Source organism: Mesorhizobium sp. M7A.F.Ca.CA.001.10.2.1, from assembly GCF_003998575.1.
GTDB lineage: Bacteria > Pseudomonadota > Alphaproteobacteria > Rhizobiales > Rhizobiaceae > Mesorhizobium.
Window position 1 is genome coordinate 1 of record NZ_RZQY01000096.1, and the last position, 13,343, is coordinate 13,343.

At 55.6% G+C, this 13,343-nt stretch carries 18 protein-coding genes and 1 pseudogene; 12 read left to right on the forward strand and 7 right to left on the reverse strand.

What is annotated here, in order from left to right; translation table 11 throughout:
• The 6 genes and pseudogenes from EN964_RS09115 to EN964_RS09135 form a co-directional block, all read left to right on the forward strand.
• A partial coding sequence (locus tag EN964_RS09115) for a hypothetical protein (RefSeq protein WP_206528703.1) occupies positions 1 to 336 on the forward strand: 336 nt, incomplete at its 5' end.
• 83 nt (positions 337 to 419) lie between these two features.
• Positions 420 to 782, forward strand: coding sequence for a glycosyl hydrolase 108 family protein (locus tag EN964_RS39200; protein WP_306663780.1), 363 nt, complete (start codon positions 420 to 422; stop codon positions 780 to 782).
• Positions 770 to 829, forward strand: a pseudogene (locus EN964_RS39205) (hypothetical protein); the annotation flags it as partial. The gene EN964_RS39200 and the pseudogene EN964_RS39205, both read left to right, overlap by 13 nt.
• A 69-nt stretch (positions 830 to 898) precedes the next feature.
• Positions 899 to 1,216, forward strand: coding sequence for a hypothetical protein (locus EN964_RS39210; protein ID WP_306663782.1), 318 nt, complete (start codon positions 899 to 901; stop codon positions 1,214 to 1,216).
• A gap of 255 nt (positions 1,217 to 1,471) precedes the next feature.
• Entirely contained in the window at positions 1,472 to 1,660 is a 189-nt protein-coding gene (locus EN964_RS09130) for a hypothetical protein (RefSeq protein WP_127271255.1), read from the forward strand.
• Between the two features lie 33 nt (positions 1,661 to 1,693).
• A complete protein-coding gene (locus EN964_RS09135) occupies positions 1,694 to 2,065 on the forward strand; it encodes a DUF1515 family protein (RefSeq protein ID WP_127271257.1) in 372 nt (123 codons plus the stop codon).
• A gap of 72 nt (positions 2,066 to 2,137) precedes the next feature.
• Here EN964_RS09135 and EN964_RS09140 read toward each other — a convergent pair whose 3' ends face one another.
• Positions 2,138 to 2,704: a hypothetical protein gene (locus EN964_RS09140; protein WP_127271259.1), complete on the reverse strand. Its 567-nt coding sequence runs from the start codon at positions 2,702 to 2,704 to the stop codon at positions 2,138 to 2,140.
• 407 nt (positions 2,705 to 3,111) lie between these two features.
• Between EN964_RS09140 and EN964_RS09150 the strand changes: the two genes are divergently transcribed.
• A complete protein-coding gene (locus EN964_RS09150) occupies positions 3,112 to 3,303 on the forward strand; it encodes a hypothetical protein (RefSeq protein WP_127267016.1) in 192 nt (63 codons plus the stop codon).
• 93 nt (positions 3,304 to 3,396) lie between these two features.
• Here the strand turns inward: EN964_RS09150 and EN964_RS09155 are convergent, their stop codons facing one another.
• Complete coding sequence (locus tag EN964_RS09155) at positions 3,397 to 3,606, reverse strand: hypothetical protein (RefSeq protein WP_164748682.1); 210 nt, start codon at positions 3,604 to 3,606, stop codon at positions 3,397 to 3,399.
• A gap of 649 nt (positions 3,607 to 4,255) precedes the next feature.
• On the opposite strand from EN964_RS09155, the gene EN964_RS09160 reads away from it, so the two are divergent.
• Both EN964_RS09160 and EN964_RS09165 read left to right on the forward strand, forming a co-directional pair.
• Complete coding sequence (locus tag EN964_RS09160) at positions 4,256 to 4,477, forward strand: DUF768 domain-containing protein (protein WP_127267017.1); 222 nt, start codon at positions 4,256 to 4,258, stop codon at positions 4,475 to 4,477.
• Between the two features lie 14 nt (positions 4,478 to 4,491).
• Positions 4,492 to 4,701 carry a hypothetical protein gene (locus EN964_RS09165; protein WP_236382658.1) on the forward strand — a complete coding sequence of 70 codons (210 nt, stop codon included), beginning with the start codon at positions 4,492 to 4,494 and terminating at the stop codon, positions 4,699 to 4,701.
• Between the two features lie 12 nt (positions 4,702 to 4,713).
• Here the strand turns inward: EN964_RS09165 and EN964_RS09170 are convergent, their stop codons facing one another.
• A complete protein-coding gene (locus EN964_RS09170) occupies positions 4,714 to 5,421 on the reverse strand; it encodes a Crp/Fnr family transcriptional regulator (protein WP_127267019.1) in 708 nt (235 codons plus the stop codon).
• A gap of 675 nt (positions 5,422 to 6,096) precedes the next feature.
• Between EN964_RS09170 and EN964_RS09175 the strand changes: the two genes are divergently transcribed.
• On the forward strand, positions 6,097 to 6,654 hold the full coding sequence (locus EN964_RS09175) for a hypothetical protein (RefSeq protein ID WP_127267020.1): 558 nt from the start codon (positions 6,097 to 6,099) through the stop codon (positions 6,652 to 6,654).
• A 691-nt stretch (positions 6,655 to 7,345) separates the two neighbouring features.
• Positions 7,346 to 7,843, forward strand: coding sequence for a MucR family transcriptional regulator (locus tag EN964_RS09180; protein ID WP_127267021.1), 498 nt, complete (start codon positions 7,346 to 7,348; stop codon positions 7,841 to 7,843).
• 315 nt (positions 7,844 to 8,158) lie between these two features.
• On the opposite strand, the gene EN964_RS09185 is transcribed toward EN964_RS09180, so the two are convergent.
• Entirely contained in the window at positions 8,159 to 9,484 is a 1,326-nt protein-coding gene (locus tag EN964_RS09185) for a lipopolysaccharide biosynthesis protein (protein WP_127267022.1), read from the reverse strand.
• Between the two features lie 102 nt (positions 9,485 to 9,586).
• Entirely contained in the window at positions 9,587 to 10,297 is a 711-nt protein-coding gene (locus tag EN964_RS09190) for a hypothetical protein (RefSeq protein WP_127267023.1), read from the reverse strand.
• Positions 10,298 to 10,565: 268 nt separating this feature from the next.
• On the opposite strand from EN964_RS09190, the gene EN964_RS09195 reads away from it, so the two are divergent.
• Positions 10,566 to 11,114, forward strand: a complete 549-nt coding sequence (locus EN964_RS09195; RefSeq protein WP_236382656.1) for a heme-degrading domain-containing protein — start codon at positions 10,566 to 10,568, stop codon at positions 11,112 to 11,114.
• Here the strand turns inward: EN964_RS09195 and EN964_RS09200 are convergent.
• Together EN964_RS09200 and EN964_RS09205 are read right to left on the reverse strand one after the other, a co-directional pair.
• Complete coding sequence (locus EN964_RS09200) at positions 11,111 to 12,031, reverse strand: glycosyltransferase family 2 protein (protein WP_164748681.1); 921 nt, start codon at positions 12,029 to 12,031, stop codon at positions 11,111 to 11,113. The two genes, EN964_RS09195 and EN964_RS09200, sit on opposite strands and share 4 nt — an antisense overlap.
• Before the next feature lie 14 nt (positions 12,032 to 12,045).
• Complete coding sequence (locus EN964_RS09205) at positions 12,046 to 13,257, reverse strand: glycosyltransferase family 4 protein (RefSeq protein ID WP_127267025.1); 1,212 nt, start codon at positions 13,255 to 13,257, stop codon at positions 12,046 to 12,048.
• Positions 13,258 to 13,343: the final 86 nt, after the last annotated feature.

The following is a 13,343-nucleotide window of genomic DNA, read 5'->3' on the forward strand; positions in this document are numbered from 1 at the left end:
GATTGCGGGAGCCCAAGCCTTCCAGAGCATCTGGAGCCGCGCCGCTATTTCAGTCAAACTGTCTTCCATGGACGAATTCTCCCCAAGTTGATTCGAGAGGCGAAAATATCAATGAACGCCAAGACTGCCGCGCTTGCAATCGCCGCAAGTGTTTGCATCGCTGGTTTCGCTTATTCGAGCGGTCATAAGGCCGGTCGTGTTTCTCAACTGAAAGACACCGTGACATCCTACAACCGCCGCATGGGGATTAATGACAACGCCAACAGCCTCGGCCGCGTCGATCTCTGCCTGGAGCTTGGTGGCCTACTTGATGAATGCGAGCGCTTAGACCGCTGATCTCCTCAACCGGCTGATTTTCAGCCCTCCCACCTTCATTGCCAAACTCAATGACTGCCCATCACGGCAGAAAGGTACTAGCCATGGACCGCAACTTTGCGCGGGCGCTTGCGCTCGTTCTGAAATCTGAAGGCCTCTGGTCAGACAATCCGGCTGACCCCGGCGGCGCCACCATGAAAGGCGTCACGCTCGCCAACTTCCGCCGCTATGTGAAAGCCGATGCTACCAAGGCCGATCTGCGCAAGATCACTGATGCCCAAGTATCGACAGTATACCGGCGGTTCTACTGGGATGCGACGGCTGGTGCCCAGCTTCCCGGCGGTGTCGACTACGCCGTCTTTGATTTTGCCGTCAACTCTGGGCCGGCTCGGGCTGCCAGTACCTTCAGGCGGTTGTGGGCGTCAGGCAGGACGGTCGCATCGGTCCAGCTACAATTGCTGCTGTAAAGGCCAAGCCGGCCGGCGTTGTTATCGACGCACTGTGCGACAAGCGCCTAGGCTTCCTGAAGCGTCTCCCGACATGGAAAACTTTCGGCCGTGGCTGGTCCGACCGCGTCAAGTCGGTGCGCGCCGAAGCGCTGAAGCTGTCAGCTTTGCCCGACACACCGCCCCCAGTGACTGTCGAGGTGAAGGTGCCGGTCGACAAACCTGTTGTTCCTGAAAAGGTCGAACAGAAAGTCATGGAGAAATCTGGGTTCCTTTCCTGGCTGACCGGCCTCTTCGGCTCCGGCGCCATCGGTCTCGGCTGGCTCGCCGGAATGGACTGGCAGGCGGTTCTCGCGGGCGGCGTTGTCCTGCTGGTGTTCCTGCTGGTCCTGCTCCTGCTTCGCTCCCAGATCGTCTCTGCGGTGCGTCAGATCAAAGCGGAGGTGGGCGGCTGATTGGGTCCATCATAGCGATTATCGCCAGTGTCCTCGGCATCAACAGAACACTCGCCGACGTCATCGCGATAGCCGCGACCATCGCCGTCGCTTCGGGCGCGGTGTGGGGCGGCTACGAACTAATAAAGCACTGGGGCGCCGACGAGGTCCGCGCCAAGATCGAGAAGGACAATCAGGATGCGATCCGCAAAGGCATTGATGCCAGCCGGAATTTTGACAACTGCAATTCTGCTGGCGGGTTGTGGGACTTCCGGCGTGAGCGGTGTTCCAGCCCTCCGGGCGGCGATAGGTAGCAGCCTCGCCGAGGCCAAGGGCAAGACCTTCGAGGATCAGAACAAGATCGACCGCACGATGGCGCCGGGGTGCGCCGTCAAGCTCTACACGGCCGCCGAGTGCGACCGCCACACCAAGGCCAGCGCCGTGCGCCGGGCCGAACTGAACTAGCAGGCGAACACTTCGGCGAACAAGAGCCTGGAAATGATGATCGGCGGGCTCTTGGAGGCCACGCAGAACATGCAGCGGGATATCACGGAGATCCGACGCGATATCAAGGACAGCGATTCCCGTGTCGCCCTGAGCTACGAGCAATCCGAACAGCGCGCTGCCGCCAGCCGGTCGAAGATGTATGCCAAAACCGACGAACTGGTCGACCGCGTTGCGGCCACGGAAACCGCTGTAAGCACGCTCAACGACGACATGACGGGCGTTAAAGCGGTCACTGCCGAGGTGACCCGGTGGAAGCTGATGGGGCTCGGCGCTTTGGGCGTTACCGGCATGGCGGCGGCGGCCCTGGCCTCCCTTGTTACCGCCTATTGGCACGACATCTGGCGCGTGCTGCGGGGCGGGTGACGAAAGCCGTACGTTCGCTCATCGCTTTGAAGGTCGCGCCAGGGCAATCGCTTGAGGCATAGCACTACTCAGTTACAGCTCCCCCGTGTGAGCCTCATTGAAGACGTGGAAATGCCCCTTCGGCGCTGACTGGTAGTTCAAAGCCAGCCGTTCATGCCATTTCGCAAAAACGTCCTTGCCCCGGCGCGGATCGTAGCCAACTTGGCTGTAGATCATATCGCGAAGGCGGGAGCCCGCGAGAATGCGGTAGTTGTCGCGGGCTTTTTCCGAGACGTTCACCCCGGCATCGATGGCGTAATATTCCATGATCGCAAGGCTGACATCAGCCGGGTAGCAGTAATGGATCACGCCCCGGTGCGTCACCTCGATATGGGCAGTTGCCGGGACTTTGCCAACTTTTTCAAGGATCGCCTTTATCCGCTGAATGCGGGGCTTTTGATCGACGTCGTTCCACTGACTGCTGATTGTGCCGATGTGCGCGTTCTGCACATCACAAAGAGCCGCTAGCCCGCGTTGATTGAGGTATGGCGTCCCATCTGAAAGAACGCCCATAATAACGCCGTCGATTTCTCGCTCTTTCTCAACAACGAGAGGGAGGTTGGGCTGATTTCCTTTCGGCCCAATTTGGCCGGATTTCATACCTAAACTATTGATGCAACCAGAGATTCTGGTTACCCTAAGTAACACAACCCGAGTGATTCCTAATGCAGTCTCAAACTGAGAACTGCGTGATACCCGGTTTCCACAGGGCTAGTTCCCAACGGCTGAGTAGCGCCTCGCAACCAACCCCGCCGCCACACGTTGACCTATGCAGTTACTCCAGACCTTGCCCGCTGCCGAGAGGTGGCGGGCTTTTTTGTCGAGCGATTGACACGCTGCCCGGTCGAAGGCAAAGAGTGGCACATTGCGGATTGACAAAGGGGAATGTCGATGAAGAAGACCTATCAGAAGCCCGTTTTCACGAAACGTGAGCGGCTGTCGTCGGTAACGGCTTCGCCCAGCTCATCTGTGGTTTCTTCCGGGACCTAATCAAGCGAATTACAGTTTTGGAAAGCCCGCTGGCTCCGGCCGGCGGGCTTTATCATTTTTGGCGTGGTATATTCCGCCGCATGCGAGTTTTGTTCATCGCCTTCGCGGTCCTGTTTTTTATGGCTATCGGCTTTTGGCTGACGGCCAATTTTCTTATCAACAACTCCACTTCGGCGGTGATCATCCAGCCGACACGGGCGCAGCAATAGGAGCGGATATTATTGAAGCCGCGGTGACGACCGCGCCTGATCGTCCCTCGCCACCGCCCCCGTCGTCAGAAGCTTGGCGCCACCCGATAGCAGCTACCCATTCAGGGCCTCAGGTTCGGCGAGGAAGGATGCAGCGATCAGGTCGTCGCCCGCAATCTGGCCGCGACCGTCTTCCATGATGGCTGCAACCTTTTGGAAGGTTTTCATTTCTGCCTCAGTTATGCGTGCCGCCCGCATTTTTGCCTGGAGATCAGCCAGACGCGCCACGAGCGCTTGGGACGTCTCGTCTTCAAGGTTCATCATCTTCATTTGTCCGGTTGAGTAAGCAATTGACCGTTCTGTGCGCGGGCCACTCAAACACAGCTCTGCGCCAAACGTTCCCTATATGGGCTTCGGTCTCAACAACGATGGGACCAAAGTCTCCCCCAGTGACGCAATGGTCCGACATCCGGATCTAGCCGGAACACCTGGATAAAATGATTGTTGTTTCAGTCGTGAAATCGGCACAGCTAGGTCTCTTCCTGTGCTGAAAGGACCCGCGAGCCGCTACAGTGGTTGGCGGGTTCTCTATTTCATGTGCCAGCGCCAGGAGCTTAATTTTGCCGCCCATGAATGATAATCAGCCGCCCAACAGGGTGGTACACCAGCCGCCGCCGGGTTGGCAGAGCGCCGGGGTGCTTCTTGCAGCCGCTGCTCTGGCGTCATCCTTGGCCGCCCTGCTATTGGCATCTTGGATGTCAGGTTGAGGGCTCCCGGAGAGGCCGCAGTCTCCGTTCTGCCCACAACGTTCGGCATCAAAAGTCTGCTCCACCAAAACGAGCAGAGGCTTGTGCTTTGGCCGTTCGTCAAATGACTTGGGGCAAGTCCCGCATGTCTCACAGCGGGCAGAGCCAACCATCAAGAATTATCTAGAATTAGCGGAACCTAATATCGCGCCGACTCTTGTGCCGAGATGAGCGCGCGCGGAATCAACTTTCTCCATCGATGGATGACGAACAACGTTCCGGAGACGACCAAGGCCGACGTGATCGCCGTTGATGAACTCACGCATAAGCTAATAGCCGACGCCAGGTCCTTGGGGATCAAACGGGAAGAAATAGACGAGGAGGTGGACAGCCTCTATCGCACTATCCTCGATGCCATCGTCCACTATGATCCTGGTGTGGCCGAATGAGCGCTCGCGGCTGCATGTTCATCGACGATTGGATCGCGGGCCATCTGCCGGTTACCACAACCGGCGACCCAATCGCGGCCAGCGACCTTGCGGACCAGATGATGGACGCCGCACGAGATGGTGGAATCAAGCCCGACGAGATATATGAAGAGGTCTGGAGCGTATCCGAAGTGATATTCGAGGCGATACGGAAAAGTAGCGTCGCCCGAGCGACCATTAGATAACGACCTATAGCATCATTCTCCAAGCAGCCGAACATAGTGTGCCTCCGGCTGCCCATAGGTGCCATTTGCAGATGCTTTAAGACCATTGCGGTCTCGGATATCCACTTCGCCCCGTCGGGAATAAATGAGACCCCGCCCTTCCAGCACCTGCAACCCAACCGTGACTCCTGGGCGCCTTGCTCCGAGCATAATTGACAGGAACTCATGAGTGATCGCAAGGCGTTCGCCGTGGACCCGATCATCACACATCAAAAGCCATCGCGCCAAACGTTCTTCAAGGTTCGATCGTGCGTTGCTCAGGGCCGTATAGCTGGTCTGGATGTGGAAATAGTGGACATAGCGCAAGAGGAAGAGGCGCAGCGTCGGGCTGTTCGCAAGAGCCTCCTTGAAGGGCTCAGCTCCGATGCGGTAAGCGCTACCGGGCGATTGTACGTAACATTGATGCGCCGCATAGTCAGCGCCCATCACGAGCGCGCCACCGGTCATTCCCTCAAAGCCGACGAGCCCAACCTCTGTTTCTTTTCCTGACGCTGTGGCCACCACGGAAGCAATGCCGTCCTCCGGGAAATAGACCGTCTCGATATTAGAATCGGCCGTCTCCAGATTCATTCTCAGATTTAGAGCACATCGCTCAAGATGCGGTTGCAAAAGCGCTAGGTCATCGGAGTTGAGCCGACGCAGCAATTCGTTTTTATAGGAATCATTCACTAGATTGGTCATAGCTCAATCCCACTTGGGGCAAGAGCTTTCCAATCTCCCTGCCGTCCGCGCCCGTAAAAACGTGCAGACGATTCAATGAAGATACGCCTTGTGGCGCGCGATTGACACTGAAATGCGATTCGATGCACGGCGTCCCCTCAGCCGGCAAATTACAAAACATGGACGTTCAAAGTTAAAGGGTTGGAATCGTACAGAACTCTGCTTAGTACGAAACCGACAATTCGTGATAGGCGGCCAACGCGAGATCGATCAGGCCGAACCTGCAGAACTGACAATTCCCGCAATGCGGATAGCGACGGCATCAAGTCCGCCGTCGTAAATTCTCGTCAGGACGTGTTCCGCAGCTTGAGCCCTTTGGGCAGTGCACCCGAGAAGGTCGCCACCGCCCAACCTTGCCGGCCTATTGGCGACGCAATCCCAAACTCCCCACGATCCGTCGCGTTCAATATGACAGTAGAATCGGTGCTGGTGATTTTCCATGCAACTTAAACCCCCAACGTGCCGTTTGGGGTCCGCTCTATCCTGGAAGGTGGTTAATGGGCGTGCCGCGTTTGCCGTCACTTGCGGCATCCGAATGCCGCTTCCCTGCAGGATTTCCCGAGGAATCATAGCCGGCCCGTGTTGCATTCTCCGGCCGGCGCGGTGCTATATGCTGAGAATTCAGGGGCACAGACCATGATCCACACCCGCGCCGTAGTCTGCGCCCTAGCGCTCACGACCTTTGCCGCGGGTGCGTATGCCGATCAGCCCATGACAGGCAAGATGGCGAAATACATAATCGCTGGGCGTATCCTCAGCAACCGAGTTTGCGACAATGACCGTTTCTATCTGGATGAAGCTCGGCGGCTTCAATCCCTCGCGTTCGATCAGGTCGGCAAGAAACTAGGTTCATTTGAGCAAGGGCAGGAAACCGGGTTAGGCATGCCTGAGAGCGCCTGTGAGCAGCTTTACATCGATGCCGGAAACTGGAGCATGCTTCGCCCGGGACGGCCCTCAGAAGCCGTTGCGGAACAAATCAAATTGCTCGCCGCGATCGATAACAATAACTGCAATTGGGACAATGCGACTAAGGCTGACTTCGATCCACCGAAATACCCTGCGATGGTTCAGGCATCCAAAACATGGTTGGCTGAAAAGGAAATTCATAGCGTCGGTTACGACCGGCTGATCGAACTGCAATCCCTCTATGGATTTGAAACGACTATGGCCTACGTGGACGCCGGCAATTCTTAGGGCGTGTCCGACAAGATGACAGAGATTTGCCCAATCATCGAGGAGTTCGCCAAGTCACTTCTTGGGCGATAATTGGCGCAGGTTTGAGTCATCAGTAGATCAACGTCAGCCGCAGTCCGTTGTCGTCCAGCACGTTCGTTGTCGCGGGTGGCCACTGTCACGCGACACGCTGAAACGACTGAGGGCAGTTGTACGCGACGGACGAGGGCGTTATTGGCGCTTTTGTGCGACTACCTGGATTTGTGCGGTTAGGCAGAGCCCTCGGTCTCGCTTTCCTCATCGAACAGACGCGGCACCGGGAGATAAGCGTTGGCAATGGGCCAATCGCCAATGATGGTCTTGATCAGATCCGATTTCGCCTAGCTGAAATCGATGACGGGCTTTTCGGGAGAGGCCATTTTGCATCACTCGCAACACGGCTAACCAATCGATGCCATCCGCTTGGGACGACAATCTCTCAATGATGATCGAGGGGGAAGCTGGTTGATGTCAGCCCTGGTTGACCAAGGCGGTGATGCGAATGCCCGATTTTCGCGGTTGTTCCGGCCATGCAATGATAGCACAGCGTGACGACCTCTGAACACCCTTTACCGCAGGATTAGCCCGCCGGTTCTATTGATCTGCCTCATACCAACATTGCGCAAAGCGACAATTCAAAATAGGTTCGCACTGCCAATTCAGGAGTGAACAATTGACCGATGAAATTGAACGAAACACAGATCTGATTGAGCTGACGGTCGATATTGTCGCCGCGTTTGTACAAAATAACGCCGTGCCAGTGGCTGGGCTGCCGGATCTTATTTCTTCGGTCAACGCCGCGCTTTCGAAATTGGGCCCGACAGCGGTCGCGGAGCTACCGCCGCTGACGCCGGCCGTGAACCCGAAGAAGTCGATCTTTCCGGATTACATCGTAAGTTTGGAAGACGGTCGCAAATTCAAGTCAATGAAGCGCCATCTGGGTTTGCTTGGGATGACGCCCGAACAGTACCGCACGAAATGGGGTTTGCCTCGCGACTACCCCATGGTGGCGCCAAGCTATGCCGCACAGCGATCGGAGTTGGCAAAGTCGATAGGGCTAGGGCTAAAGCCTGCCACGAAGGATCCCGCCAAGAAAGCGCCGGCCAAGAAGCCAGCCCCAAAGGGTATCAAGGCTAAAGGCGCAAAGCGCAATCTCACAAGGAACGCGTAAAGCGAAGCTGGGGCTTCGTATCTCCGTCATGCAACGCCTAGGGGTGTCACCTTACCCACAGGCTGGGCACGGCGAGCAACGCAGTCGCCGGAGAACCGTCTAACCACTACTTACATTAGGGATATCTTGCAGATCAGCCTTATCTGGGGTATCTAATGGCGGGGGTGGTGTTATATGTACTGGATAATGTTGTTTGCCGGGGTGGGTTGCATTATGGCCTTGTTTGGCCTCTTGGTTCTCAGTGGCCTGGTGGGGGACCCGGGTGCTCACAGGTTCAAGTCCCACAAGGACAAGCCGAACTAGTCAGCTTCCGCGCTACTTGCCTTTAACGACCGACAAGATTGTTGGATCGACATCGAATATCTTACGGGCTCGCGCTGAGAAGAAACCTACCTGAAGCGCATTGCAAAACGCCGCGGCCGACGCGAGTAAAAGCGGGCCCTCCATCAGAACGCCAGCCGTACACAATACGACGGTTGCGAGGCCGGTACCCAAGGTAATGCGAAAAGCAAACTTTTCGTCGCCTAACACCATCAACAAAACTCCTGACGATCCGCCGAGAACATGGCAAACTTGGCCGCAGCCTAAGATCAGCGCTATCCACAAAGAACTTTCGTAGTGTGGGTTCCAAATCTGCACAGCGGCATAGCCGAGAGTCACCAACCCGAAATACATTAAGCAAGTCAGGAGCGTCGAAACACCAACCAATGTTCTGAGAGATCGCTGAAGTCCCACTCGGTCGCCCAGCGTCCAATGCTGTACCGCAGAAGGGGCAAAGGCGGAATTTGCGATGCTGAGCGGCATGATCAGTACCGTCGAAATCCTCAAAGCGACACCATATTGCGCAACTTCTGAGAAGCTAGTGAAGAGCGTCAGCAGAACCATGTCGACCTGAGATAGACCGAACAACATCAAGGTTGTCGCGAGATTCGGCAGAGTACGAAGGATAATCGCTCGTAGGTTTGTCTCTACGTTTGCTGGCTCAGTCCAGCGGCGCGACATCATAAAAATGCTAAAAGCGCCAAAACCCGCTGCCATCGCGAAGCCGACCAAACTACACAATAGGACCTGATGAAGGGTGACGCTGCTGTGTGTCACGAGGGCAAACGCGAGGAAGAGGGCCACAATGGCACTAGGGAAGGCCATGAGGAAAGCCGAACTCCGAATCGAGTGAACCGCTCGAAGCAGTTCGACTTGGACAGACCCCAAAGCTGCGCAGGGAATGGCTACGGCGACTATCGGCAAAATTTCTCCCCATTCGTTGCCTCCGCTGCTTCCGATCCAATGTTCTGCAAGCCAGAATGCCAATGCTGTGATGAGGCCGAAAGAGACAACTAGTCCCTGGATCCTAGCTATAAGATCCCGCGCTCGTCCAAAGTCTCCTTTCGCGGTCGCGGCCGAGACAAGCGCCGGCACAGTAAATGTGAGGCCCAATTGAACCAGGATTGCAAATCCTGAGGTGAGTATCTGAGCAATGAAATAGATGCCGACTTTGTCTGGAGGCAAGGCAAGAGGAAGTAGCAAGGAGCTCGCAAGACCTGCAGCCAATATGCCAACGCGGCCGGCGGCAGCGGCGCCACTAGCTCGCCATATCGAGGGCGCGGAAGCGACCGGAAGATCAATGGAGATGGGGTCGCTCATTGGGAGGCGCTCGGCTAGCCCGGGGACAAAGGGACGAACAGTTGGGAGTAATTGTGGCGTCTGCATGATTGGGCGCCCAATTGCAGTGAATTGGAACCGGGGTTAGTCCAGAAAATGGCGCGCCCACCCTGTCTGGATAAAGTGACCCTTCAGTTCGTCGTAGTTCGAGATGATCTCAGATTGAGCGCCGGTTCTCTGCCTTTTGAAACGGCTTTCGAGAGGTGCATCGCGCAAATTCAGAAATTCGAGGCAGCGCAATACGCCAGAGCCGTCGACCAACTGTTCATATGTTACATGCAAATTGGGAAATTCACTCGCTATCCGGTGCAAAGCGGAGTTGTCGCTTGTCCATTTCTCAAAAGCGGTCAATACATCATTTGGATCTGCATAAAAGTCATTTATTTTTGTCGGCCCGTAGTCCGATCTCCATGAATTATTTAAAGCCGCAAGTCTGTACGAAATATATTGATCCAACAGGTTGTCGCGTGACAAGCGGACAATCTTGTATCCGAATCTCTTGAATGCTTCTACCGCGTCAGTATGCTCCAGCAGAGACAGGTAGGGCATTTTGAAACCGGTGACCCTGCTACCCTTTTTGTGGAGCATCTTCTCAAGATAGCTAGCCACGTCCTTCTGACGGGAGTTTCTGAAAGATATTGTGCGCCGCCTGACCAAGTCGGCGATTAAGCGCGCCGTCGGTGAGAATAGCTCGCCTTCGCACGTTGCATCTGGGTGAGAGTCAAGCAAAGCCTGGAGATAGCTGGACCCCTGTCTCCCCACAAACAAAATCGCGAAAAATGTATGATCAGTCATTGGCAGATAATTGCTACACCGTTCAAAGGCCCATTCATCCTAGACGTCTAGCACCATCCCGAGTATTTGACAGGGCGTAGGATGATTGGATGGATATTTTGCACATCAAATCAGAAACCCAGTGCCTCTATGGGCAACGGCCGAAGCTATTAGCGAGGAACTCGCCGATAAGGCCGCGTGGCTGCACGTCTTACGCGCTGCTTAGACCCATTAACCGCCTGTATTCCGACTCCTTGGCGCGATTGCAAAAGCACGCGGACAGTTCGACATGACGGATAAGACGGGAGAGATGACGCGCAGTTTGGCTTCAGAGGGGGATGCGAGTGATGTCCCGAAAATCGTTCAACAGGAATCCGTGCTCGTCTTCGAATCTTTTGAAGAAACAGCGGCCTTTAAGCTAGGCTGCGCGCTTCGTTCCATCGCAGTGCGCGAACAGGTCGGGATCGTTATCGACATTCGGCTCTGGGATCGTCAATTATTCTACGCCGCGCTTCCGACATCAACGGCGTCGAATGGTGAATGGGCACGGCGCAAGCTTAACGTAGTCAAGCTCTTTCACAAGAGCAGCTATCTCTTAGCCCTACAGCAGCAACGTGAGGATCGCACTTTCCCTCCCGGATACGGTCTGAATCCACAGGATTTCGTTCTAGCCGGCGGGGCTTTTCCAATCCGGGTCAAAGGGGTGGGCGTGATTGGAGCGATTGCGGTGTCCGGCCTCAGTCAACGCAGTGACCATAACCTCGCAGTAGCAGGTCTATGCGAGCACCTTGGAAAGGATGCCAACCTTTTGTCCCTCGGTCCCGAGACATGGAACTAGTCTCTGTTGGCTGCATTCCGTCGTTCCCGCATACGCACCGATACGGGGGCAAACGCGCACCGGGCTATCAGAAGAGCGTGGCTTACGGCTTTGCGAGATAGCAGTGTCCGCGGGTGCCTGGCTGCTGCCAATAATCGTTGAACGGCAACAGCTACTCGTCCCGAACGCCCATGGATCGCAGCCGACAGTAAATTAGCGTTTGCCCTAGTCTCACGCTCCCATTTGCGGAGTTCATCGGGAAGATCCTTCCGTCGGAAGAACGTCTCAATCATGCGCTGCGGTTCTTCTCCACGTTCAAATGGCACAGCTCGGTAGGTGGTCGACGCGCTATGCATACGGAATTCCGCGAGAACCTCTGGCACATGGTAAAAATTACCTTCCAATGCCAAGCGCAGGAAAAAGTCGAGGTCAGGAATCTGCCGAAGGTCCTCTCGCCAGTAACCAGCTCGTTCATAAGCCTCACGTCGAAAAAAGGCCCCAGGGCCCGGCAGGCAGTGCAGGTGTGCGTAGAGAGCACGACGCGAAAATTCCGGCGGCTGTAAGGTCGACCTGAGAGTTGAATGCTCGTCGATAATGTCGAAGTCGGGGTAAACCAAAACTACATCAGTGCGAGCCGACAATTCCTCCACGCAGCGCCGAACAGCTGTTGGGCGCAGACGATCGTCTGCGCTTAGATAGCCGAGGATGTCCCCCGTGCTCATTGCCCATCCTGTGGTCATGGCCGCACTCTGGCCAGCGTTCACTTGACGGTGCAATTTAATTTCAGGACCATAATTCGAGACGAGATCGCTTGTGCCGTCAGTTGAACCGTCATCTACAACTATGATCTCCAAATTTGGATAGTCTTGGGCCAAGAGGCTTTCGATTGTTTCCGCGATGTAGTCTGTCGCATTATATGCTGGGACCACGAGCGACACTTGGGGACCTCTTATCAACGGTCCTCTCCGGTGCGCTTGATCGTCGTCGACAGGGCCTCGATCGCCGGTTGATTTTGTGGCGTATCTACGACGACGTTTGCGGGAGCCCCCCTTTTTGCGATTATTTCTTCAAAGCGAGAAATCAGCTTGTCTACAATCGAAGGCCAGGCAAAAGTCTCCACTATGTAAGATCTAAGCGCTCGTCCCTTCGACGGTAGATCACCACGTTCGGCCAGCATCGAGTGAAGCCCTCCATACAAGCCCTCAACAGTTGCCGGTACGACGTATCCACCACCCACCGTCTCGACTTCATCAAACCCACATTGGTCAGTGAGAAGAACAGGCGTGCCAACGATACCAGCTTCCAGCGCCACGAGTGACATCGCCTCAGCTCGGGAAGGCACGACCAGGAAAAGCGCGCGTCTATATGCCTCGCTCCGTGCGCTCTCGCCTAGATGCCCCGTGAAGACAACCCGGTCGGCGAGGTGGTGCGCATTAACAAAGGATTCCAACGATAGGCGCATGCCAAAGTCTGGACCTGCTACTACCAACCCGATATCCGGATATTCCTGACTCATCTTCTCAAACGCGCTTATAAGAAGATCGGGGCCTTTCACTTCGGCTAGTCGGCCGACGAAAAGGACATACGGCCCATTTGGTCCAGTCTCCATCGCTTCAGCTGCTAAAGGTTGTTCCTCAACCCCGTTTGGAACCACGATGACATTGTCTTCTGGCGATTTGAACCGCTCCAGTATCTGACGGCGCTCCAGGGGGGTGACCGCAATCAGCGTCGCTGCATTCCGAACCATCCGCTTTCCAAAGGCGATGTGGAAGAGATACGGGATCGGCCTAGGGTGATTGAGACCGACAAACTCCCCCGCAGCGCTGAAAGTATAAGGCTTCCCGAGCCATCGCGCGAGAAACGCTGTCGCGACCGACAGGAAGTTCCAGTACCCGAGAATATGAATGACATCGGCGTTTCGAACGCTGCGCATTAGCCTAAACGGATTGATTGTCGGGACCGAGAAGCGGAGACGCATCGCACCCGTAATATAAACTTGCATGTTCCTACCATGCAGTTGCCCGACGAGATCCCCGCCTTGCATAGTGACGATCTCGCAACGATGTCCTCTTTGCGTCAGATGGCTAGCAAGCCGCCTTGTTCGCTCTGCTGTGCCTCCTCCTTTTTGGGAATCGAGTGAAACTGTAGTCAGGAGGATATTCATGCGCCCGACATCCGAGTCACCCTCGCAAGATCACTGGCGTAATTGTCCAGCCTGCTGGTGAACGCCTCGGAGACTAGCCCTAATTC

Bases quoted from the DNA above. Each gene is read 5' to 3' on its own strand.
- EN964_RS09135 (WP_127271257.1), top strand. From the start codon at position 1,694: ATGATGATCGGCGGGCTCTTGGAGGCCACGCAGAACATGCAGCGGGAT.
- EN964_RS09165 (WP_236382658.1), top strand. From the start codon at position 4,492: ATGTTCATCGACGATTGGATCGCGGGCCATCTGCCGGTTACCACAACC.
- EN964_RS09195 (WP_236382656.1), top strand. From the start codon at position 10,566: ATGACGGATAAGACGGGAGAGATGACGCGCAGTTTGGCTTCAGAGGGG.
- EN964_RS09190 (WP_127267023.1), bottom strand. From the start codon at position 10,297: ATGACTGATCATACATTTTTCGCGATTTTGTTTGTGGGGAGACAGGGG.
- EN964_RS09140 (WP_127271259.1), bottom strand. From the start codon at position 2,704: ATGAAATCCGGCCAAATTGGGCCGAAAGGAAATCAGCCCAACCTCCCT.
- EN964_RS09175 (WP_127267020.1), top strand. From the start codon at position 6,097: ATGATCCACACCCGCGCCGTAGTCTGCGCCCTAGCGCTCACGACCTTT.
- EN964_RS09170 (WP_127267019.1), bottom strand. From the start codon at position 5,421: ATGACCAATCTAGTGAATGATTCCTATAAAAACGAATTGCTGCGTCGG.
- EN964_RS09160 (WP_127267017.1), top strand. From the start codon at position 4,256: ATGAGCGCGCGCGGAATCAACTTTCTCCATCGATGGATGACGAACAAC.
- EN964_RS09205 (WP_127267025.1), bottom strand. From the start codon at position 13,257: ATGAATATCCTCCTGACTACAGTTTCACTCGATTCCCAAAAAGGAGGA.
- EN964_RS09155 (WP_164748682.1), bottom strand. From the start codon at position 3,606: ATGATGAACCTTGAAGACGAGACGTCCCAAGCGCTCGTGGCGCGTCTG.
- EN964_RS09185 (WP_127267022.1), bottom strand. From the start codon at position 9,484: ATGAGCGACCCCATCTCCATTGATCTTCCGGTCGCTTCCGCGCCCTCG.
- EN964_RS39200 (WP_306663780.1), top strand. From the start codon at position 420: ATGGACCGCAACTTTGCGCGGGCGCTTGCGCTCGTTCTGAAATCTGAA.